Source organism: Enterobacter cloacae complex sp. SHL020 (assembly GCF_049236945.1).
Lineage (GTDB): Bacteria > Pseudomonadota > Gammaproteobacteria > Enterobacterales > Enterobacteriaceae > Enterobacter > Enterobacter dykesii.
Map to the genome: position 1 here is coordinate 568,390 of NZ_JBMKJF010000002.1, position 19,527 is coordinate 587,916.

The 19,527-nt window shown below is 56.2% G+C and carries 21 protein-coding genes and 1 pseudogene; 11 read left to right on the forward strand and 11 right to left on the reverse strand.

The features are described 5' to 3' along the window. Positions 1-154: 154 nt before the first annotated feature. From ACOTZB_RS07795 to ACOTZB_RS07815, 5 genes and pseudogenes are all read left to right on the forward strand, one after another. Positions 155-1,687: an S-type pyocin domain-containing protein gene (locus ACOTZB_RS07795; RefSeq protein ID WP_421626836.1), complete on the forward strand. Its 1,533-nt coding sequence runs from the start codon at positions 155-157 to the stop codon at positions 1,685-1,687. Beyond that, positions 1,687-1,941, forward strand: a complete 255-nt coding sequence (locus ACOTZB_RS07800) for a DUF7683 domain-containing protein (RefSeq protein WP_421626942.1) — start codon at positions 1,687-1,689, stop codon at positions 1,939-1,941. Before ACOTZB_RS07795 ends, ACOTZB_RS07800 begins: the two co-directional genes overlap by 1 nt. After that, positions 1,935-2,190 (forward strand): annotated as a pseudogene (locus ACOTZB_RS07805) (bacteriocin immunity protein). The gene ACOTZB_RS07800 and the pseudogene ACOTZB_RS07805 overlap by 7 nt, the downstream one beginning before the upstream one ends. Positions 2,191-2,582: 392 nt before the next feature. Then, on the forward strand, positions 2,583-2,966 hold the full coding sequence (bssR, locus tag ACOTZB_RS07810; protein WP_348940370.1) for a biofilm formation regulator BssR: 384 nt from the start codon (positions 2,583-2,585) through the stop codon (positions 2,964-2,966). A gap of 106 nt (positions 2,967-3,072) precedes the next feature. Continuing rightward, entirely contained in the window at positions 3,073-4,191 is a 1,119-nt protein-coding gene (locus ACOTZB_RS07815; RefSeq protein WP_348940371.1) for a PQQ-dependent sugar dehydrogenase, read from the forward strand. On the opposite strand, the gene ACOTZB_RS07820 is transcribed toward ACOTZB_RS07815, so the two are convergent. Beyond that, complete coding sequence (locus ACOTZB_RS07820) at positions 4,192-4,818, reverse strand: glutathione S-transferase family protein (RefSeq protein ID WP_047653219.1); 627 nt, start codon at positions 4,816-4,818, stop codon at positions 4,192-4,194. Positions 4,819-5,058: 240 nt separating this feature from the next. Between ACOTZB_RS07820 and dacC the strand changes: the two genes are divergently transcribed. Continuing rightward, a complete protein-coding gene (dacC, locus tag ACOTZB_RS07825; RefSeq protein WP_047653218.1) occupies positions 5,059-6,264 on the forward strand; it encodes a serine-type D-Ala-D-Ala carboxypeptidase in 1,206 nt (401 codons plus the stop codon). 67 nt (positions 6,265-6,331) lie between these two features. Here dacC and deoR read toward each other — a convergent pair whose 3' ends face one another. From deoR to ACOTZB_RS07840, 3 genes are all read right to left on the reverse strand, one after another. After that, a complete protein-coding gene (gene deoR / locus ACOTZB_RS07830) occupies positions 6,332-7,090 on the reverse strand; it encodes a DNA-binding transcriptional repressor DeoR (protein ID WP_008503427.1) in 759 nt (252 codons plus the stop codon). 67 nt (positions 7,091-7,157) lie between these two features. Then, on the reverse strand, positions 7,158-7,766 hold the full coding sequence (gene ybjG / locus ACOTZB_RS07835; RefSeq protein WP_047653217.1) for an undecaprenyl-diphosphate phosphatase: 609 nt from the start codon (positions 7,764-7,766) through the stop codon (positions 7,158-7,160). Between the two features lie 7 nt (positions 7,767-7,773). Continuing rightward, positions 7,774-8,502, reverse strand: a complete 729-nt coding sequence (locus ACOTZB_RS07840) for a phosphatase PAP2 family protein (protein WP_193804757.1) — start codon at positions 8,500-8,502, stop codon at positions 7,774-7,776. 168 nt (positions 8,503-8,670) lie between these two features. Here ACOTZB_RS07840 and ACOTZB_RS07845 point away from each other — a divergent pair, with 168 nt between their 5' ends. Further along, a complete protein-coding gene (locus ACOTZB_RS07845) occupies positions 8,671-9,903 on the forward strand; it encodes an MFS transporter (RefSeq protein ID WP_021240942.1) in 1,233 nt (410 codons plus the stop codon). A 60-nt stretch (positions 9,904-9,963) separates the two neighbouring features. On the opposite strand, the gene ACOTZB_RS07850 is transcribed toward ACOTZB_RS07845, so the two are convergent. Then, positions 9,964-10,776 carry a Cof-type HAD-IIB family hydrolase gene (locus ACOTZB_RS07850; protein WP_058842146.1) on the reverse strand — a complete coding sequence of 271 codons (813 nt, stop codon included), beginning with the start codon at positions 10,774-10,776 and terminating at the stop codon, positions 9,964-9,966. After that, a complete protein-coding gene (locus tag ACOTZB_RS07855; RefSeq protein WP_023310922.1) occupies positions 10,766-11,980 on the reverse strand; it encodes an MFS transporter in 1,215 nt (404 codons plus the stop codon). Before ACOTZB_RS07855 ends, ACOTZB_RS07850 begins: the two co-directional genes overlap by 11 nt. 81 nt (positions 11,981-12,061) lie before the next feature. On the opposite strand from ACOTZB_RS07855, the gene ACOTZB_RS07860 reads away from it, so the two are divergent. Further along, complete coding sequence (locus tag ACOTZB_RS07860) at positions 12,062-12,613, forward strand: TetR/AcrR family transcriptional regulator (protein WP_047742376.1); 552 nt, start codon at positions 12,062-12,064, stop codon at positions 12,611-12,613. Positions 12,614-12,634: 21 nt separating this feature from the next. Here ACOTZB_RS07860 and arsC read toward each other — a convergent pair whose 3' ends face one another. The 4 genes from arsC to ACOTZB_RS07880 form a co-directional block, all read right to left on the reverse strand. Then, positions 12,635-13,066: a glutaredoxin-dependent arsenate reductase gene (gene arsC, locus ACOTZB_RS07865; protein WP_193804753.1), complete on the reverse strand. Its 432-nt coding sequence runs from the start codon at positions 13,064-13,066 to the stop codon at positions 12,635-12,637. Positions 13,067-13,078: 12 nt separating this feature from the next. Further along, on the reverse strand, positions 13,079-14,368 hold the full coding sequence (locus ACOTZB_RS07870) for an arsenic transporter (protein WP_421626837.1): 1,290 nt from the start codon (positions 14,366-14,368) through the stop codon (positions 13,079-13,081). Between the two features lie 40 nt (positions 14,369-14,408). Beyond that, positions 14,409-14,729 (reverse strand): metalloregulator ArsR/SmtB family transcription factor, encoded by a 321-nt coding sequence (locus ACOTZB_RS07875; protein ID WP_421626838.1) that lies wholly within the window; start codon positions 14,727-14,729, stop codon positions 14,409-14,411. Between the two features lie 253 nt (positions 14,730-14,982). Next, positions 14,983-16,668, reverse strand: a complete 1,686-nt coding sequence (locus ACOTZB_RS07880) for an aspartate:alanine antiporter (RefSeq protein ID WP_014169303.1) — start codon at positions 16,666-16,668, stop codon at positions 14,983-14,985. Between the two features lie 273 nt (positions 16,669-16,941). Between ACOTZB_RS07880 and ACOTZB_RS07885 the strand changes: the two genes are divergently transcribed. Next, entirely contained in the window at positions 16,942-17,316 is a 375-nt protein-coding gene (locus tag ACOTZB_RS07885; protein WP_214576294.1) for an inner membrane protein YbjM, read from the forward strand. Between the two features lie 30 nt (positions 17,317-17,346). Here the strand turns inward: ACOTZB_RS07885 and ACOTZB_RS07890 are convergent, their stop codons facing one another. Then, positions 17,347-17,616: a GrxA family glutaredoxin gene (locus ACOTZB_RS07890; protein ID WP_006809455.1), complete on the reverse strand. Its 270-nt coding sequence runs from the start codon at positions 17,614-17,616 to the stop codon at positions 17,347-17,349. Between the two features lie 184 nt (positions 17,617-17,800). Between ACOTZB_RS07890 and nfsA the strand changes: the two genes are divergently transcribed. Beyond that, positions 17,801-18,523 (forward strand): nitroreductase NfsA, encoded by a 723-nt coding sequence (gene nfsA / locus ACOTZB_RS07895; protein ID WP_421626839.1) that lies wholly within the window; start codon positions 17,801-17,803, stop codon positions 18,521-18,523. A 69-nt stretch (positions 18,524-18,592) separates the two neighbouring features. Continuing rightward, the gene (gene rimK, locus ACOTZB_RS07900; RefSeq protein ID WP_029739445.1) at positions 18,593-19,495 is read left to right on the forward strand and encodes a 30S ribosomal protein S6--L-glutamate ligase; all 903 of its coding nucleotides are present in this window, start codon (positions 18,593-18,595) and stop codon (positions 19,493-19,495) included. Positions 19,496-19,527: the final 32 nt, after the last annotated feature.

Here is a 19,527-nt window from a genome sequence, read left to right on the forward strand (position 1 = left end):
TTCTTCTGATTAATAAACGATGTTTTGATTAGAACTAATGCCTATTTAATGTATGGTTATTGCTTGTAAAATGGCCTAGTGGATTATTTTTATAACAAGTAGAGGGACTTATGCAACAGTACAAAAGAGAATTTTCTGAACTAAGGCGGTCACTATGGCATCTGTAAACAGAGGCTGTATTGTTCACGGTAAAAATGTTGGGCTAGACGGGGATAAAACCTCTACAGGCTCACGATGCATAGCCGCACGCCCTGGTATGTCTGTCATGGGAAAGTGGAAACTCTATATCGGCGATAAGACCACACCTTGCCCGAAATGTGGGAAAATCGGAGTCATTGTTAGTGGAGATCACCGACAAACGAACGGCGAAGCGGTCGCCGTTGATGGTTCAATCATCCATTGTGACTGTCCAAGTGGATCGAACTTCCTGATCGCCCCTGGCACTGTGGAGATCAGCGATCCGTTCGGTATGTCAGAACCTTCAGTAAACAAAGCTGTTGCCGTTACTGCCCTTAGTGCTCTACCCGTTTTTGCAAAATCATGTTTGCGAGGTGAAGGCTGCACTGACGCAGGGACTGATCAGGAATCTGTTGATAATTTCGGTCATGTTGGCTACTACCGAGCACTTCCTCAACTGGAACAAACAGAATCGGAACCCGTCCAACACGCGCAGGCTGCAAAGAAACTCAAACCAGCCGAACCGACTCCACCACCAGAAGATAACCGCCCGTGGTATAAGCGCCTTTTCAGTTCCTCGGATGCCCCAAAAGCGTCTGCGACGGCAGGGATGGCAACAGCAAGGGTCGCGACTACAGCAGGGATCGCCACTGATGCAGCAATTGAGGCCGGATACGCAGCAGTGCAGAAAATCGGAGGAAATCTTTCAACGGCTGGTCGCTGGATAGCCCCGAGTCCTCCAACCGTTTTTCTATTTGGCATTTTCTACTCGCCAAAGCTCAACAGTGGCGAACAGGACTACATTGATAAAATGCGCCTTGAGCAGGCCGCACGGAATAAAGAAGATGTTCCGACCCGTGTTCGCTTTCGCTGGGAAGCTGACCAGTTCGGCACCATGAGGCCGAAAGGCTTCCACGTCAGCGCCAGAGGTGGACAGGACAAAGTGCCTGTGCGCATGCTTCAGAAGAACACCACTACCGGGAACTATGAGTTCTGGGAGGATGGCGCAGATAAGCCGACAATCGTTTGGACTCCTGACGATCCGGGATATTCTTCCCCGACCAACACAGGCAACCAGAACAATGTCTATATTCCTCCGAATGTACTGGTTTACCCGGAAAGTGAAATCAACAGCCCGTGGTCAACAGTTACCCCTGCACCGGGAGAACGTTCATTCCGGGATTATATCCTGGTGCATCCAGCAGGGACTTTTGATCCGATTTACGTCTATCTTAATGCGGATCACAAATACCACACAGCGCCAAAAGGGACCCCACCATTACCAGCATTCCCTGATGCGAAAAGAGCACCACGTAAGACAGCTATTCAAGGTGGCGGACAACTTCGGGCAAGATGGAAAGATGCCAAAGGTAAAATTTATGAATGGGACTCTCAACATGGAACAGTCGAAGTTTATGACCGTTCGGGCCGTAACCATTTAGGCGAGTTCAATCACATAACAGGTGAGCAAACCAAGCCAGCAGATCCAACCAGAAAGGTAGAAAAGTGATGATAATCTATTCTGTGGAACTTTTTGATAAACAAAGCGAAGAATTGGTTTTAGAGGTTGAGATCCCTAAGAGCAAACTGAAAGGAGTTGCTGCTGTCATGGGGTGGGGGCCGGATGACGAAGATGCATTTGTCAAAGGCATCGCAGGGTTCAATGTTAGCCAAAAACAGGCATTGGATTTAGAAAATTTACTCGGCGAAAAATTCTATTCGGAAGACGTTATCGTGCAAATCGCTGGCGGGGAAACATCTTGAAGCGGTCATTCAGTGACTACACAGAAAACGAGTTCTGGAGTTCGTCCGTAAACTCTTCAACGTTGCGGACATTTTAGAAAGTGAAGATATAAAAACATACTGGAGTTTAAGCGCCTGACCGAGCACCCTGACGGGTCTGACCTTATCTACTGCCCCCAAGATGACCGTGAAGATAATCCTGAAGGGGTGGTTAAAGAGGTTAAAGCATGGCGTAAAGCCAACGGTAAACCCGGCTTTCGTGAAGAATGAATTTGCGGGAGACAGCATTAAATATTGATTCGAGCGCCGGGTTTTTATCCCGGCTTTTTTTTCGCCTAAGCCAGTCATACTGGGGATTAGAAAAAAGGCAGCAATGTATTATTTTAGACTTTTGGACAGCCTAGAGAGACGAAGCCGATTTTCGGCTGGTGCGTAACATTGCTCATAGGTTAAAAATTCATCAATTATGGAGTTATCTGGGCGGGATTTTACAGCGTATCGCGGGGGATTTATACACTCTTTGCAAGGCGGATGGGCCGGGCAGACGTTGTAACATTGTAAATAATGTTAATCAGTTAATAAAAATTGATCCCAGGCATTAAACTGTACAAAAAATGTACTTATCCTGACTGTGCACAATGGCTGACAGAGGAGGAAAGATCATGACCGTTGACAGACTTAGACGCGATCTGCTTAACAAGCTGATCAACGCCCGAATCGACCTGGCCGCGTACCTGCAGTTGAGGAAGGCAAAAGGGTATATGTCAGTCAGCGAAAGCGAACATCTGCGTGATAACCTGTTTGAACTTTGCAATTTCATGCGTGAAAAAGCACCGACCCTGCAGGCGAAATACGGCGAAAGCGAAGAAATCGCGCTGCGCCGCGCTGCCGAAGTGCTCTCCATTGCAGGGGTGTGTCTGATGAACGGACGCCACGACTGCCCGAACTTTATCGCTGTTAACGCGGAGAAGCTTGAAAACTGCCTGACCACGCTCTCTCTATGCATCATGTGCCTGAACGAGCACAAACAGCTTGAACAGCACTGATTCCGGGGGAGGCGACTCCCCCTTCTGATTAAGCTTTTGTAAAAGTGGTAACGCGCCCGGACGCAGTGGCTAATCTTTATGCCATGTGCCGATAAAGGAGCGCGTTATGCCTCGATCCTCGCTAATTTCCCTGCCTGCGCTGTTTATTCCGTTTTCGCTTCTTGCTGCCCCGGAGGCGGTCAAGGTCGAGGTGCTGCAAAACAAACTTGATCACCCCTGGTCTCTGGCGTTTCTGCCGGATAATAACGGGCTGCTGGTGACCCTGAAGGGCGGTCAGCTCAAACGCTGGCAGGCCGGAAAAGGGCTCTCCGATCCAATTGTCGGCGTGCCGAAGGTCTGGGCAAACGGTCAGGGAGGATTGCTGGACGTGGTCCTCGCCCCGGATTTTGAAAAATCACGCCGCATCTGGCTGAGCTTCGCTGAAGCCGGGAGGGACGGCAAAGCCGGAACGGCGGTGGGCTATGGCCGCCTGAGCGACGACTATTCCCGCATCGAGGGATTCCAGGTGGTGTTCCGCCAGATGCCGAAACTCTCCACCGGGAACCATTTTGGCGGGCGGCTGGTGTTCGACGGCAAAGGCTCGCTCTTTATCGGACTTGGCGAGAACAACCAGCGTCCGACGGCGCAGGACCTGGACAAGCTGCAGGGTAAAGTGGTGCGCCTCACCGAAGACGGAAAAGTGCCGCCGGATAACCCGTTTGTGAATACCCCCGGCGCACGACCCGAAATCTGGTCTTACGGCATTCGTAACCCGCAGGGGATGGCGATGAATCCCTGGAGCGACGCGCTGTGGCTGAACGAGCACGGCCCGCGCGGCGGAGATGAGATCAACATCCCGGAGAAAGGAAAGAACTACGGCTGGCCGCTGGCGACGCACGGTATTAATTACAGCGGTCTGAAAATTCCGGAAGCCAAAGGCGAGCACGTTGAGGGAACCGAAAAACCGCTGTTCGTCTGGAAAGTGTCACCTGCCGTGAGCGGTATGGCCTTTTACAACAGCGACGTCTTCCCGCAGTGGAAAAACAAGCTGTTTATCGGCGCGCTGAAGGAAAAGGACGTTATCGTGCTGAGCGTGGACGGAAATAAGGTCACGGAGGACGGACGAATTCTGGGCGACCGGGATAAACGTATTCGCGATGTGCGGGTGGGGCCGGACGGCTATTTATATGTGCTGACCGACGAGACGGACGGGCAGCTGTTAAAAGTCAGCCCGTCCGGTGCGTAATCAGGTGACCGGGATCATCACCACGTTGCGGTACGCCGGGCGATCGCTCAGCTGTTTTAGCCAGCGCTCAAGATGAGGGCGCGGCGTCCACTTCAGGCCCATGTTGGTCAGGTTCCAGACGAACGGCGCCACGGCGATATCGCCTGTGCCGAACACCTCGCCGGAGAACCAGGCGTGCTTCGCCAGCTCGTCATCCATCATCGCAAACAGGTTTTCGCAGGTATCCTGCGCGGCGTGAATCGCGGGATAATCGCGTTCGGCTTCCGGCGTGCGGATAAGTCCCATCAGGATCACGCGGTGGGTCGGGGATAGCGTCTGATTCGCCCAGTCCATCCACTTTTCGCCCTGAGCACGACGGGTCGGGCTTTCCACCCACAGGCGGCCCTGACCGTACTGGGCGGCGAGGTAGCGGACAATGGTGTTGGACTCCCAAAGCGTCGCGTCGGTTTCATCATCGCGCAGCAGCGGCACCAGGCCGTTCGGGTTCATGGCCAGATAGTCGGCCTCTTTGTTCACGCCGAACGACATGCCGGCCATGATTTGGTTGAACGGTAAATCCAGCTCCTCGAGCGTCCAGAGCACTTTCTTAACGTTGGTCGAGTTGTTCCTGCCCCAAAGCGTAATCATATTTACTCCTGATGAGTTGTGAATCCGGGTCAGCGTTCGCCATGGTGAGATAAACCTAACAATTACGCAACAGAAGACAAAAAAATCGTCTGAATCAAAGCGTATATGAATGTTATTGCATAAACTTTAATAACTTTACCCTCGTTGGGTTTCTTTAACCGTTTTAGTGCGCTATTACTCATCGCTTCTTGCGACACGGTGATGTGACGTAATTTTTGAATGGACACTCGGGTGGCATTTATGACGCGTAAAATGACTTCTCTGCGCAGCCTTGCGACAGGCTCTGCGCTCCTTTTCCTGTTTGCACCAACTCTCTATGCAGCTGAACAGGCTGCGCCCGAAGCGCCGCCTGTGGATGCGCGCGCCTGGATCCTGATGGATTATTCCAGCGGTAAAGTGCTGGCGGAAGGGAATGCGGATGAGAAACTCGATCCGGCAAGCCTGACCAAAATCATGACCAGCTACGTGGTGGGCCAGGCGCTGAAAGCGGGCAAGATCAAACTGGACGATATGGTCACCATCGGTAAAGATGCCTGGGCCACCGGCAACCCGGCGCTGCGCGGCTCTTCGGTGATGTTCCTGAAGCCGGGGGATCAGGTCTCCGTTTCCGATCTGAACAAAGGGGTAATTATTCAGTCGGGAAATGATGCGTGCATCGCGCTGGCCGATTACGTTGCCGGCAGCCAGGATTCTTTCATTGGCTTGATGAATGGCTACGCGCAGAAACTGGGCTTAACCAACACCACGTTCAAAACGGTTCACGGTCTGGATTCGCCGGGACAGTTCAGTACCGCGCGCGACATGGCGCTGCTGGGGAAAGCGCTGATCCACGACGTGCCGGATGAATACGCCATCCATAAAGAGAAAGAGTTTACCTTCAATAAAATCCGCCAGCCGAACCGCAACCGCCTGCTGTGGAGCAGCAACGTTAACGTGGACGGAATGAAAACCGGCACCACGGCGGGCGCGGGCTATAACCTGGTGGCCTCCGCGACCCAGGGCGACATGCGCCTGATTTCTGTGGTGCTGGGCACCAAAACCGACCGTATTCGCTTTAATGAGTCAGAAAAACTGCTGACGTGGGGCTTCCGCTTCTATGAAACCGTGACGCCGATTAAACCGGATGCCACGTTCGTCAGCCAGCGCGTCTGGTTTGGCGACAAGAGCGAAGTGAACCTGGGCGCGGGTGAGGCGGGCTCGGTGACCATTCCGCGCGGTCAGCTGAAAAACCTGAAGGCCAGCTATACCCTGACCGACCCGCAGCTCACGGCTCCGCTGAAAAAAGGCCAGGTGGTCGGGACGATTGATTTCCAGCTAAACGGGAAGTCGATTGAACAGCGTCCGCTGATTGTAATGGAAGCGGTGGAAGAGGGCGGCTTCTTCAGCCGGATGTGGGATTTCGTGATGATGAAATTCCACGGCTGGTTCGGCAGCTGGTTTAGCTAAACCTGATGGGTTTTCTCCCTCTCCCTGTGGGAGAGGGCCGGGGTGACGACATCAGACGTCACCCCTCTTAATACATTAACTTCACCTGCTGCGCCTTCGCGTGGGCCACAATCTCATCGTCCGGGCGGCAGTCGCTGACGATGGCGTCAAACTGCGCCAGCTCGCCCATTCTTGCCGAACGCACCTTGCCAAACTTGCTGTGATCGACCACCAGCACATGGTACTGCGCGGCGCTTAACGCCCAGTGTTTCACCGGCAGCTCTTCCAGGTTAAAGCAGGTCGCACCCTGACGCACGTTGACGCCTGCGGCGGAATAAAACGCGATATCCGGGCAGAGATTGCTGAGCGTGTCCTGCAGGTTGAGCGGCTTAAAGATGGCGTTGCTGGCGTGAAACTCGCCGCCGCAGAGGATCACCCGGCACTCCGGTTTCTCCTGAAGCGCCAGAAAGGTGTTCAGGGAGTAGCATACGGCGGTAAAAGGGATACTGCTGTCGATGGCTTCGATAATCCACGGCGTGGTGGTTCCGCAGTCAAAAAACAGCGTCTGGTGCGGCTGTACCAGTGAGGCCGCAAGCCGGGCGGCTTTGCGCTTCTCTTCCACCAGGCGCGTCTTCTGGTCGCTGATCAGGTAATGGCTGGCGCTACGCGGCTCAAGCACAATATATCCGCCCAGCAGCACGACGGGCGCGCTTTCGCTGTTCAGATCCCGACGAATGGTCATCTCTGAGACGCCGAGGAGGTTGGCGGCTTCCTTAAGATGCAGCTTATCGCTGCGCTTCAGCGCCTGTAGCAGCTGAGCAATGCGGTCATCGCGACGTGTTTCCATAGTTCCTCGGGATAAAAAAGTGAACCCCCGCAGGGCGGGGGTTCAAGTGTAACCTGTCAGGTTGGGGTTAGTCACGTATCCAGCCTTTGCGGATCGGGATAGCGAAAATGGCGCGATAGAGCGAAGACAGCGTGCGGTAAAGCGCTTCACCGAAGAGGCTCCACAGGATAGCCGCGCTCACGCAGCCGATCAGCCCGACCAGGAAACCGCCCACCATATCCAGCGGCCAGTGAACGCCCAGGTAAACGCGCGACCAGGCGATAGCCAGGGCCGCCACCATCAGGACCGCACCGGACCACAGGCGATGCCAGAACAGGAAAGCCAGCGCGAAGGTGAAGATCACCGTTCCGTGATCGCTCGGGAACGAGTCATCCGGCGCGTGGTGCAGGAAGGTATAGCCGACGCGATCGACAAAAGGACGATCGTGCGGGAACGCATGGCCGAGAATGTAGCTGACCAGGACGCTTACCCCGAGCGCCATCGCGACTTTAATCACCAGTTGGCGCTGCGCCTTCACCTGGCTGCGGGGACCCCACAGCCAGAGAATCGCAGCCAGTGCAGGCACGATACCGATCAGATCTTTTGCCAGGAAGGTGGCAAAATCGATCGTCCACTCAGGCGAGGCTGGCGTGGCGTTGATCAGATAAAACAGCTGATAATTCAGATTCTCTAACATAGCGTTATCACTCTTTAGCAAACCGGGTGGAAATAAGTCCGTAGACAACCACCTGAGAAAACCAGACCCACAACCCGGCCCACAGGTTGTGAGAGAAAAAATGCGCCCCGCGCATGACCTGGCCGTAGCCCATCGCCAGACCTAACACCACGCCCAGCGCGACGAAGCACCAGGCGAGACGCGGACGCTCGCGCCAGAAGGCAAAAAACAGGCCCATCACCATAAAGCCGCTGGAGGCATGACCGCCGGGAAAACAGCGCCCCGGACCGCTGTCAGCAGGGACGGCGCTGAACAGGGGATAAGACATAGCCTTACCGCCATATTCCACCAAATCCCACGGGCAGCTGTGATGGCTCACGCTTTTCAGCACGCCTACCACCAGCGCGCCAACGCCCATCAGCAGCGCCGCCGTCACCAGCCTTGCGTTGCGCTTCCAGGCGCCGTAAAACAGCGCCACGGCACCTAAGCCGATGGCGATGTACTTCGCCAGGCGGTGGTTCAGCAGATCCAGCAGGTGGTCTTTCTGCAGCGGAAAGCTCTGCGTGGCCGCGTCATACCAAAAGCCGGTGATCCATCTGTCGAGCGCTTCACTGCGCGATAGCCACGTAAACACCACGGCAAGGGCAATCAGTACGAAAAGCTGATAACCATAAAAGCGGGTCGGTAAGCGGTAAAGTCGTTTTGTCTTATTTGTCTGTAAGTTAGACAATTCTGAACGGCTGGAGGTGAGTGCCATAATTTGGGGTCGTTGACGAGTAATCGCGCTATCATAAAAGTGTCAACTTAAGGAAACCTTAAACGAAGACGATATGTGCTTTATTTCTGTTTATCCTCGATAAATCACTATCTCGGTCTGCGGCATTTCATTAAACTCGTCGCGATTTTGTCATTATAAAGAGATTGCATGTTAAACCGTTCTTCTTCTGGTTCACGTCTGGGTCGTCAGGCGTTGCTTTTCCCTCTGTGTCTGGTGCTCTACGAATTCTCTACCTATATCGGCAACGATATGATCCAGCCCGGGATGCTGGCCGTTGTGGCGCAGTACAACGCGGGTATTGAGTGGGTGCCGACCTCCATGACCGCCTATCTGGCCGGCGGCATGTTTTTACAGTGGCTGTTAGGCCCGCTGTCGGATCGTATTGGCCGTCGTCCGGTGATGCTGACGGGCGTGGTGTGGTTTATCGTCACCTGTCTCGCCACGCTGCTGGCGCAAAACATTGAACAATTTACCCTGCTGCGCTTCCTGCAAGGGGTGAGCCTGTGCTTTATCGGCGCCGTGGGGTATGCCGCCATTCAGGAATCGTTTGAAGAGGCGGTGTGCATCAAAATTACCGCGCTGATGGCGAACGTGGCGCTGATCGCTCCCTTACTCGGGCCGCTGGTGGGTGCCGCGTGGGTGCATATGGCGCCATGGGAAGGGATGTTTGTCCTGTTTGCCGTTCTCGCCGCCATCGCGTTCTTTGGCCTGCACCGGGCGATGCCGGAAACGGCCACTCGCATTGGCGAGAAACTCTCGCTGAAAGAGCTGGGTCGGGATTACAAAGAAGTGCTGAAGAACGGCCGCTTTGTGGCGGGCGCGCTGGCAACCGGGTTCGTTAGCCTGCCGCTGCTGGCGTGGATCGCGCAGTCGCCGGTCATTATCATCAGCGGTGAAAAACTCAGCAGCTACGAGTATGGCCTGCTGCAGGTGCCGATCTTTGGCGCGCTGATTATCGGGAACCTGGTGCTGGCACGCCTGACGTCACGCCGCACCGTGCGTTCACTGATTATCATGGGCGGCTGGCCGATTGCGGCAGGGTTGATTCTGGCTGCGGTGGCGACCGTCGCGTCATCCCACGCTTATCTGTGGATGACGGCGGGGCTGAGCATCTACGCCTTCGGGATTGGCGTGGCCAACGCCGGGCTGGTGCGCCTGACGCTGTTTGCCAGCGAGATGAGTAAAGGCACGGTCTCAGCGGCGATGGGGATGCTGCAGATGCTGATTTTTACCGTCGGTATCGAGGTGAGCAAGCATGCCTATGCGATGGGCGGCAACGGGCTGTTCAGCCTGTTTAACCTCGCCAACGGCGTGCTGTGGGTTGGACTGATGGTGGTGTTCCTGAAAGACAAACGCGTCGGGAACGCCCTGCAACCTTAACCTGTTTATTCCCTCTCCCCGTGGGAGAGGGCCAGGGTGAGGGCATCAGACCGCACGCGGTCAATTAAACGGTGCCTCCCCGTTCAACACCTTCTCAATCACGTTTAAAACGCCTTCATCGTTATTATGCGGCGCTTCAAAACGCGCGGCCGCTTTGATGTGCGGTCTGGCATTCGCCATCGCAAAGCTGAACCCGGACTGGCGCAGCATTTCCACGTCGTTGCCGCTGTCGCCGAAGGCCACCACTTCGCTATCGTCTATGCCCCAGCGCTTTTGCAGGATCCGCAGGCCGTTAGCTTTGTGCACGCCGGGGATAATAAGATCGATACTGCCGTGACCGGTCGTGACGGGTACCATGATGTCACTCAGCTTTTCATGCAGCAGCGCCTGAATACGCGGAATTTCATCGTCAGACACGTTAAGCCCGAACTTGAAGAAAATATCGTTCAGGTTGTCGAAATCGCTGACCATTTCGAGGCGATGGTAATACTTCGCCGCGATATCCTTAAAGCCCTCGTCATAGCATTTCAGCGTGTACGCGCTGCTTTTCCCGCAGGCGATAATCTCAATGCCTGGAACCTCGTTTAACACGTTCGCGACGGTCTCGAAATGGGCTTTCGACAGTTCGCCGTTAAAGACATCTTCACCTTCGCTTACGACCCAGCCGCCGTTTTCGGCGACGAACGCAATTTCATGCGCTATCTCCGGAAAAAAAGAGATCAGCTGGTAGTACTGGTTGCCGCTGGCGACCACGAAGCGAATGCCTTGCGCCTTCATGCGGGCGTACTGCGCCAGAAAGCGCGGGCGATTGTAGGTCTTAGCATCGCTCAGAAATGTACCATCCATGTCGACGGCGATCAGTTTAACGCTCATATCCCTTCTCCAGTGTCGTTTGATTCGTTTCCGGCTTTGCCACCGCGCGCGCCACCAGCGCCGCGATGATAACCAACCCTAACACCACCAGCATGGCGCTGCGCAGCCCGTAGTGCTCGCCGAGGAAGCCGAGCAGCGGCGGCCCGACCAGGAAGGCGAGATAGCCCGTGGTTGCCACCACGCTGACGCGCGTCGGGGCATCCGGGCCGGTATCGCTGGCGGCTGAAATGGTCAGCGGGAAGCCGAGCGACGCGCCCAGCCCCCAGAGGATCACCGAGACCCCGGCAATCCAGTCCACGTCGACAAAGATGATCATCGCTATACCCAGGCCGCCCAGCAGGGCGCTGGCGCGCACCACCGCCACGCGGCTGTAGCGGTCGATAAACCAGCCGCCGGTGAAGCGACCCACGGTCATCCCCAGCGTAAACCCGGCGTAAATCAGCGAGCCGGAGGTTGGGCTAAAGCCGTGACCGTCTACCATCAGCAGCGGCAGCCAGTCGTTGGCGGAACCTTCCGCGAACGCCATCGCTAACACCACCACGCCGATCAGCATCAGCTGGAAGTCGCGGTAGAAGGGCAGTCCTTTTTCAGCCGAGTGCTGTTCGTCAGCGGAGTTCTTACCGGTGCCGTCCGGGATCGCCCGGATGCCGGTCAGAATCGGAATGATGCACACCAGCGCCGCCAGCAGGATATGCAGGTTCGCGCTCACGCCGGTGGCCGTCAGCGCCATCCCCACGCCCGCACCGGCCAGCGTGCCGAGGCTGTAAAAACCGTGCATCATCGGCAGCACGGTTTTATTCATTTCGCGCTCGACCGCCGCCCCTTCCACGTTGATGGCAACTTCCGCCGAACCGAAGCTGCCGCCGAATACCGTCAGGCCCAGGGCGAACAGCACCGGCGAGGCAAACCACAGCGCCACGCTTAATATTCCCATCCCGAACACGGCAAAGCACATGGTGGTGCGGATCACCGCTCGCGTACCAAAGCGCTTTACCAGCCACGCGGAGCAGAGGATGCCGCTCATGGAGCCTATCGACAGGCCGAACAGTACGATGCCCATCTCGGCGGTAGAAACGGACAAAATATCGCGAATGGCGGGGGTGCGCGTGGCCCAGGAGGCCATCAGCAGGCCGGGAATGAAGAAGAACATAAACAGCGCCCACAGGCGTCGCTGCAGGGCTTTACGGGGAGAGGTCAGCGTCATCGGGATAGCACCAGAAGTACAACAATAGCGACAACACTAGCAAGTTTGTGTACATTTGTACACAAACCACGTGAGGAATTTATGAGCAGACCACCGAACGATCCGCATCGCCGGGAGAAGATCCTGCAGGCAACGCTCGATACCATCGCCGAACACGGCATTCACGCCGTCACGCACCGTAAAATCGCCACCTGCGCGGGCGTGCCGCTGGGGTCGATGACCTACTATTTCGACGGCATGGAGCCGCTGCTGGAGGAGGCCTTCACGTGGTTTACCCGGCAGATGTCGCAGCAGTACCGGGATTTCTTCGCCGGCGTCACCGGGCCGGAAATGGCGTGCGAATCCATCACCACCCTCATCCACAGCTCCCAGGTGACCACGCCGCACAACATGGCGCTGATGTATCAGCTCTACGCCTTTATGCACCGCAGCGCGGCGCTGAAAACGGTGATGCAGGACTGGATGAAGATGAGCCAGACCACGCTGGAGCAGTGGTTCGACCCGGTTACCACCCGCGCGCTGGACGCGTTTATCGAAGGGATGACGCTGCACTACGTGACCGACCGGGCGCCGTTAACCCGGGAGGAGATTCGGGCGATGGTGGGGAGAATTGCGGGCGAGGGGAACCCTTAGGTAACACTCGCCCTGCCACTTTTATCTGTGATCGATTTTTTTCCCGCTGGCGTCCACGACGGCTTCGCCATCCTCTTTCGTAAACGCCCCTTTCTGCGCGTCCGGCAGAATGTCGAGGACAACTTCAGACGGGCGGCACAGGCGGGTACCCAGCGGCGTTACCACGATCGGACGGTTAATCAGGATCGGGTATTGCAGCATAAAATCGATAAGCTGGTCGTCGTTGAAGCTATCTTCGGCAAGGCCCAGCTGTTCATAGGGCTCCACGTTTTTACGCAGCAGGTCCCGCACTGAAATGCCCATCTCGGCAATCAGGGTGGTCAGCTCATCGCGCGACGGCGGGGTTTCCAGATAGAGGATAATCTCTGGCTCCGTGCCGCTGTTGCGGATCATCTCCAGCGTGTTGCGCGAGGTACCGCAGGCGGGGTTGTGGTAGATAGTGATGTGGCTCATATCAGTGGCTCATTACAGTGTGAAGGAGAGACGTAGCGCCAGCGCGGCGAGCGTCACAAACAGGACCGGCAGCGTCATAATGATGCCCGTCCGGAAATAGTAGCCCCAGGTAATCGTCATGTTTTTCTGCGCCAGCACGTGGAGCCAGAGCAGGGTGGCGAGGCTGCCGATAGGCGTGATTTTCGGCCCCAGATCGCAGCCAATCACGTTGGCGTAAATCATTGCCTCCTTAATCAACCCCGTTGCCGTGCTGCCCTCAATGGAGAGCGCGCCAATCAGCACCGTGGGCATATTGTTCATTATGGATGACAGGAAAGCGGTGATGAACCCGGTACCCAGCGTGGTAGCCCACAGTCCGTGCCCGGCCAGGCTATTCAGTACGCCTGAGAGATATTCCGTCAGCCCGGCATTGCGCAGGCCATACACCACCAGATACATCCCCAGCGAGAAGATAACGATCTGCCACGGCGCGCCGCGCAGCACTTTTCCGGTGTTTATCGCATGTCCGCGTTTTGCGACGGTAAATAAAATCAGCGCGCCGACGGTCGCAATGGCACTGACCGGAATGCCGAGAGGTTCAAGCACAAAGAAACCGACGAGCAGAAGGAGCAGGACGATCCAGCCCGTTCTGAAGGTCGGAAGGTCGTGAATGGCCCGCGCGGGCTCCTGAAGTTTCGCCAGGTCATATTCCGGGGGAATTTCCTTGCGGAAGAACAGATGCAGCATGACCAGCGTTGCGGCAATGGCGGCGATATCTACCGGGATCATCACCGAGGCGTATTCGCTGAACCCCAGCTTAAAGAAGTCTGCCGACACGATGTTGACCAGGTTGGAGACAATCAGCGGCAGGCTGGCGGTATCGGCGATGAAGCCCGCCGCCATCACAAACGCCAGCGTGGCCTGTTTGCTGAACCCCAGCGCCAGCAGCATGGCGATAACGATAGGGGTCAGGATCAGCGCCGCGCCGTCATTGGCAAATAGCGCCGCCACGGCTGCACCCAGCAGCACAATATACGTAAACAGCAATCGCCCACGACCGTTTCCCCAGCGGGCAACGTGCAGCGCCGCCCACTCGAAAAAGCCGGACTCATCCAGCAGCAGGCTGATGATAATGACGGCAATGAACGTCGCCGTAGCGTTCCAGACGATATTCCACACCACCGGAATATCGTTAATGTGAATCACGCCGCTAATCAGCGCCAGTACGGCGCCAATGCTGGCGCTCCAGCCAATACTGAGCCCTTTGGGCTGCCAGATGACCAGTACCAGCGTAAACAGAAAAATAGCCCCAGCCAGAAACATCGCTTACTCCGTGATATCTGTTTTTGTGAATGTGTTTTACCTAGCACGAGCCTGAGAGTCGGTTTTTCAGCTTCATGCGCGTCTCTTCCCGCAGGCAGTTCCAGCTGGTGTCGATAACGGCTGCCGCCCATGCAGGCATGTTGGGAGAGAGACGGTAATGGACCCATTTCCCCTCGCGACGATCGATAACCAGCCCGGACTCGCGCAGCAGCGCCATGTGGCGGGAAACCTTCGGCTGCGACTCTTCGGTCGCGGAGCAGAGATCGCAGACGCACAGCTCGCCCGCTTCACGGAGCAGCATGACGATGGCGAGCCGCGTTTCGTCGGAGAGGGTTTTGAAGAGCTGGAGCGGGTGGAGCATGGGATTTCCTGCAGGTGTGATTTTTATATGCGTTTAATCATATGTGTTTTGGTGGCAAGGGAGAAGAAAAGATTCGAAGAAGGGGAATTTCAGGCAACAAAAAACCCATCAACCTTGAACCAAAACGGCGGGGTTGATGGGCTCCACAAATTGGGGACATCAAAGAAAAGCAGTGGCACTAGTTATGACTGCCCCCTGATAAAAAAGTTCTGCGCGTAACAAAAATATTTTCCGCCACGCGCATTCTTAGGAGTTATCCGAGTCCAGGCCAGATGATGATGATCAGCGTACCCGCCAGCGTCAGCAGCACGTTAGCGATGGCGTACGTGCCCGCATACCCCAGAGCCGGGATGTTGCTGCGCGCGGTATCGCTGATGATTTCCATCGCAGGCGCACAGGTACGCGCGCCCATCATTGCCCCGAAAAGCAGGGCGCGGTTCATGCGCAGCACGTAGGCGCCGAACAGGAAGCAGATCACCACCGGCACCAGGCTGACGATAAGTCCGGAAACCAGCATCTGCCAGCCGACGGCGCCCAGGCTGTGGCCGATGCCGCTGCCCGCGCTTAAGCCCACGCCTGCCATAAAGACCATCAGACCGAACTCTTTCACCATGTTCAGCGCGCCCTGCGGAATGTAGCCGAAGGTCGGGTGGTTGGCTCGCAGGAAGCCCAGCATGATCCCGGCGAACAGCAGCCCGGCGGCGTTACCGATGCCGAAGCTAAAATTGCTGAACTGGAAGGTAATCATCCCGATCATCAGGCCAACAATAAAGAAGGCGCAGAAGGCCAGCAGGTCGGTGACCTGGCTGTGAATGGAGATAAAGCCGATGCGGTCGGCCACGGTTTTCACGCGTCGCGCGTCGCCGCTGACCTGGAGCACGTCGCCTTTGTTGAGCACAACGTTGTCGTCGATCGGCATCTCAATCTGGCTGCGGATCACGCGGTTGAGGAAGCAGCCGTGGTCGGTCAGCTTCAGCTGGGCCAGGCGGCGGCCCACGGCGTTATGGTTTTTTACCACGATCTCTTCGGTGACGATGCGCATGTCGAGCAGGTCGCGGTCGAACACCTCTTTGCCGTTACGGAAGCTCGGGTCGAGACGGGCGTGGGCGTCCGGGTAACCCACCAGCGCGATGTCGTCGCCCATCTGCAGCACCGCGTCGCCGTCCGGGTTCGCCAGAATGCCGTTGCGGCGGATGCGCTCGATATAGCAGCCCGTCTGGCGGTAAATCCCCAGCTCGCGCAGGTTTTTGCCGTCTGCCCATGCCACCAGCTCTGGCCCGACGCGATAGGCGCGGATCACCGGGAGATAGACTTTACGTTTGGAATCGGTATCCAGGCCGCGCTCGCGCGCGATTTGCTGGGCGCTGGTCTGCAGATCCTGGTGCTGCAGTTTTGGCAGGTAGCGCGCGCCAACGATCAGGCTCACCAGACCGATCAGATAGGTCAGGGCATAGCCCAGGCTAAGGTGGTCAAGGGCGGTAGAGAGCTGCGCGCCGGCCATGCCGGAATGGCGAAGGGTATCACCGGCACCCACCAGCACGGGGGTGGAGGTCATGGAGCCTGCCAGCATACCGGCCGTTAGCCCGATATCCCAGCCAAACAGTTTACCCAGCCCTAACGCGATCAGCAGCGCGCTGCCGACCATCACCAGCGCCAGCATCAGATAATTTTTGCCGTCGCGGAAAAAAATTGAAAAAAAGTTCGGTCCTGCCTCCACGCCAACACAAAAAATAAACAGCATAAAGCCTAAGTTGAGCGCGTCCGTGTTAATGCTGAAGTGCTGCTGGCCTAATAATAAGGAAACCACTAAAACGCCAATGGAATTACCAAGTTGAACTGAACCCAGGCGCAATTTACCCAGGCAAAGGCCCAGCGCCAGTACCACAAATAATAACAGGATGTAATTCCCATTTAACAAGTCTGCGACGTTTATATTCACGGAGGCTAACTTCTTGTTTACCAGTAAGTTGTTGAATGAAAGGACTATTTGGGCTACTGTTTTCTGAGCCAGGGAACGCGTTCAACCCTCCCTGTTACCTAATTTATTCCCTAAAACATTAGCTGGCCGATAGTTTAATCGTATTAGCTACTGACAGCTACCTATTATCGCATCACCCATTGCGTACTTTGGCATGGATTGCCGCATTGCTTTATCTGACTGGGCGTCTACCCGACGAAGGTGTATTTGATAGAGATAAGTCAGGAGGATAGTTTGAACATTAAACGAAACTGGGCGGGGGTGATCAGCTGCTTTTTGCTGTTTACCGTCGTGTGCATGTCGCTCGCTTTTAATGTGAAAGGGGCATTCAGGGCTGCCGGACATCCGGAGCTGGGGCTGCTCTTTTTTACCCTGCCGGGAGCGGCTGCCAGTTTTCTTTCCCGTAAAGGGGAGGTGGTCAAGCCGCTTATTGGCGCAATGCTGGCGGCACCGCTGTGTCTGCTGCTGATGCGCATGCTGTATGTATCAACGCGAAGTTTCTGGCAGGAGCTGGCGTGGTTGCTGAGCGGCGTCTTCTGGTGCGCCCTCGGCGCGCTGTGCTATTTGTTTGTGTGCAGCCTGATTAAGCATCAACGGCACCACAAATAAAAACGCCCTCCGGGTGAGGGCGTCTTCGCATTACTGGGCGGCAAACAGGCCCAGATGCTCTTTGGCGTAGGCTTCGAAGTCAGTGCAACCGCCGATGTGTTTCTGATCGAGGAAGATCTGCGGTACGGTTTCAACCGGCTTGCCGACGGTTTTTTCGAGATCCGCTTTGGTGATGCCTTCCGCGTGGATGTCCACGTAGCGGAAGTTGAAGTCATCGCGCTCTTCGGTCAGTTTCTCAGCCAGCTCTTTCGCGCGCACACAGTAAGGGCACCCTGGACGACCAAAAATTACTGCAAACATTTCTCTCTCCTCAAAAAACAAGCCTGACGGCGAATAGGACATATAGTGCCCGATAACCTGTCGCCATTAAAGAAGGTTTCGCCTGTCGCTTTGATACAGTAAGGCTATGTTTCGCCAATTACACCGCTCAAATCATTGCCTATACTGGCTGCCATACGGTTTAAGCAAGACAAAGAGAGACAAGATGACGCCAACCATAGACCTGCTCACATCCCACCGTTCCATTCGCCACTTCACCGACGAGCCGATTACCGAGGCGCAGCGCGAAGCGATTATTAACAGCGCCAGGGCGACCTCCAGCTCCAGCTTCCTGCAGTGCAGCTCGATTATCCGCATCACCGACCCGGCCATGCGTGAACAGCTGGTCGCGCTGACCGGCGGACAGAAGCATGTGGCCCAGGCCGCGGAGTTCTGGGTGTTCTGCGCCGACTTTAACCGCCACCTGCAAATTTGCCCTGAAGCGCAGCTGGGGCTGGCCGAACAGCTGCTGCTGGGCGTGGTGGATACCGCACTGATGGCGCAAAACGCCTTTACGGCGGCGGAGTCGCTGGGTTTGGGCGGTGTCTACATCGGCGGCCTGCGTAATAACATCGAAAGCGTGACCGAGCTGCTGAAGCTGCCAAAACACGTCCTGCCGCTGTTCGGCCTGTGCCTCGGCTGGCCTGCGGATAACCCGGATCTGAAGCCGCGCATTCCTGCCGCCATGCTGGTGCACGAAAACCACTACCAGCCGGTCGATCGGGACGTTCTGAATCAATATGACGAAGAACTGGCGAACTACTACCTGACGCGCGGCAGCAATAATCGTCGCGATACCTGGACTGACCATATTCGTCGCACCATCATTAAAGAAAACCGCCCGTTTATTCTTGATTACCTGCACAAACAGGGCTGGGCGACGCGATAGTCCATTCCGCCTGCGCCTGCCTGCGTATATGATATGCAGGCTTTTTCCATGTCTTCAGAGAGGTGCAGGGTGAAAATTGCCATATTGTCCCGGGATGGAACGCTCTATTCATGTAAGCGTCTGCGAGAAGCGGCGGCGAAACGCGGGCATCAGGTTGAGATCCTCGACCCGATGTCCTGCTATATGAACATTGACCCGGCCGCCTCGTCGATTCACTACAAAGGCCGCAAGCTGCCGCACTTTGATGCGGTGATCCCCCGCATCGGCTCCCAGATCACCTATTACGGCACCGCCGCGCTGCGCCAGTTTGAGATGCTGGGCAGCTATCCGCTTAACGAATCCGTTGCTATTTCCCGCGCCCGCGACAAGCTGCGCTCGCTGCAGCTCCTCGCCCGTCAGGGGATCGATCTTCCGGTCACGGGGATTGCCCATTCACCTGACGACACCAGCGATCTTATCGACATGGTGGGCGGCGCGCCTTTGGTGATTAAGCTGGTGGAAGGCACGCAGGGCATTGGCGTGGTGCTGGCGGAAACGCGTCAGGCGGCGGAGAGCGTGATTGACGCCTTTAGGGGCCTCAATGCGCACATCCTGGTGCAGGAGTACATCGAAGAGGCGAAAGGGCGCGATATTCGCTGCTTCGTGGTCGGCAATGAGGTGGTGGCGGCCATCGAGCGCCAGGCGAAAGAGGGCGACTTCCGCTCTAACCTTCACCGCGGCGGCGTGGCACGGGTAGCTGATATCAGCGATCGCGAACGGGAAATTGCCGTAAAAGCGGCGCAAACCCTGGGGCTGGACGTGGCGGGTGTAGATCTTCTGCGGGCGACGCGCGGGCCGCTGGTCATGGAGGTGAACGCCTCGCCGGGGCTGGAAGGCGTGGAAAAAACCACAGGTGTCGATATTGCGGGTAAAATGATCGCATGGATCGAGCGTCATGCCACGCCGGGCTACTGTCTGAAAACGGGCGGTTAAATGGTATTGAACGCACTTTTTGCGTAATCTAT

What these genes read in the sequence shown, in the direction of transcription:
- ACOTZB_RS07795 (WP_421626836.1), top strand. Translation starts at nt 155, where the DNA reads ATGGCATCTGTAAACAGAGGCTGTATTGTTCACGGTAAAAATGTTGGG.
- ACOTZB_RS07800 (WP_421626942.1), top strand. Translation starts at nt 1,687, where the DNA reads ATGATAATCTATTCTGTGGAACTTTTTGATAAACAAAGCGAAGAATTG.
- bssR (WP_348940370.1), top strand. Translation starts at nt 2,583, where the DNA reads ATGACCGTTGACAGACTTAGACGCGATCTGCTTAACAAGCTGATCAAC.
- ACOTZB_RS07815 (WP_348940371.1), top strand. Translation starts at nt 3,073, where the DNA reads ATGCCTCGATCCTCGCTAATTTCCCTGCCTGCGCTGTTTATTCCGTTT.
- ACOTZB_RS07820 (WP_047653219.1), bottom strand. Translation starts at nt 4,818, where the DNA reads ATGATTACGCTTTGGGGCAGGAACAACTCGACCAACGTTAAGAAAGTG.
- dacC (WP_047653218.1), top strand. Translation starts at nt 5,059, where the DNA reads ATGACGCGTAAAATGACTTCTCTGCGCAGCCTTGCGACAGGCTCTGCG.
- deoR (WP_008503427.1), bottom strand. Translation starts at nt 7,090, where the DNA reads ATGGAAACACGTCGCGATGACCGCATTGCTCAGCTGCTACAGGCGCTG.
- ybjG (WP_047653217.1), bottom strand. Translation starts at nt 7,766, where the DNA reads ATGTTAGAGAATCTGAATTATCAGCTGTTTTATCTGATCAACGCCACG.
- ACOTZB_RS07840 (WP_193804757.1), bottom strand. Translation starts at nt 8,502, where the DNA reads ATGGCACTCACCTCCAGCCGTTCAGAATTGTCTAACTTACAGACAAAT.
- ACOTZB_RS07845 (WP_021240942.1), top strand. Translation starts at nt 8,671, where the DNA reads ATGTTAAACCGTTCTTCTTCTGGTTCACGTCTGGGTCGTCAGGCGTTG.
- ACOTZB_RS07850 (WP_058842146.1), bottom strand. Translation starts at nt 10,776, where the DNA reads ATGAGCGTTAAACTGATCGCCGTCGACATGGATGGTACATTTCTGAGC.
- ACOTZB_RS07855 (WP_023310922.1), bottom strand. Translation starts at nt 11,980, where the DNA reads ATGACGCTGACCTCTCCCCGTAAAGCCCTGCAGCGACGCCTGTGGGCG.
- ACOTZB_RS07860 (WP_047742376.1), top strand. Translation starts at nt 12,062, where the DNA reads ATGAGCAGACCACCGAACGATCCGCATCGCCGGGAGAAGATCCTGCAG.
- arsC (WP_193804753.1), bottom strand. Translation starts at nt 13,066, where the DNA reads ATGAGCCACATCACTATCTACCACAACCCCGCCTGCGGTACCTCGCGC.
- ACOTZB_RS07870 (WP_421626837.1), bottom strand. Translation starts at nt 14,368, where the DNA reads ATGTTTCTGGCTGGGGCTATTTTTCTGTTTACGCTGGTACTGGTCATC.
- ACOTZB_RS07875 (WP_421626838.1), bottom strand. Translation starts at nt 14,729, where the DNA reads ATGCTCCACCCGCTCCAGCTCTTCAAAACCCTCTCCGACGAAACGCGG.
- ACOTZB_RS07890 (WP_006809455.1), bottom strand. Translation starts at nt 17,616, where the DNA reads ATGTTTGCAGTAATTTTTGGTCGTCCAGGGTGCCCTTACTGTGTGCGC.
- nfsA (WP_421626839.1), top strand. Translation starts at nt 17,801, where the DNA reads ATGACGCCAACCATAGACCTGCTCACATCCCACCGTTCCATTCGCCAC.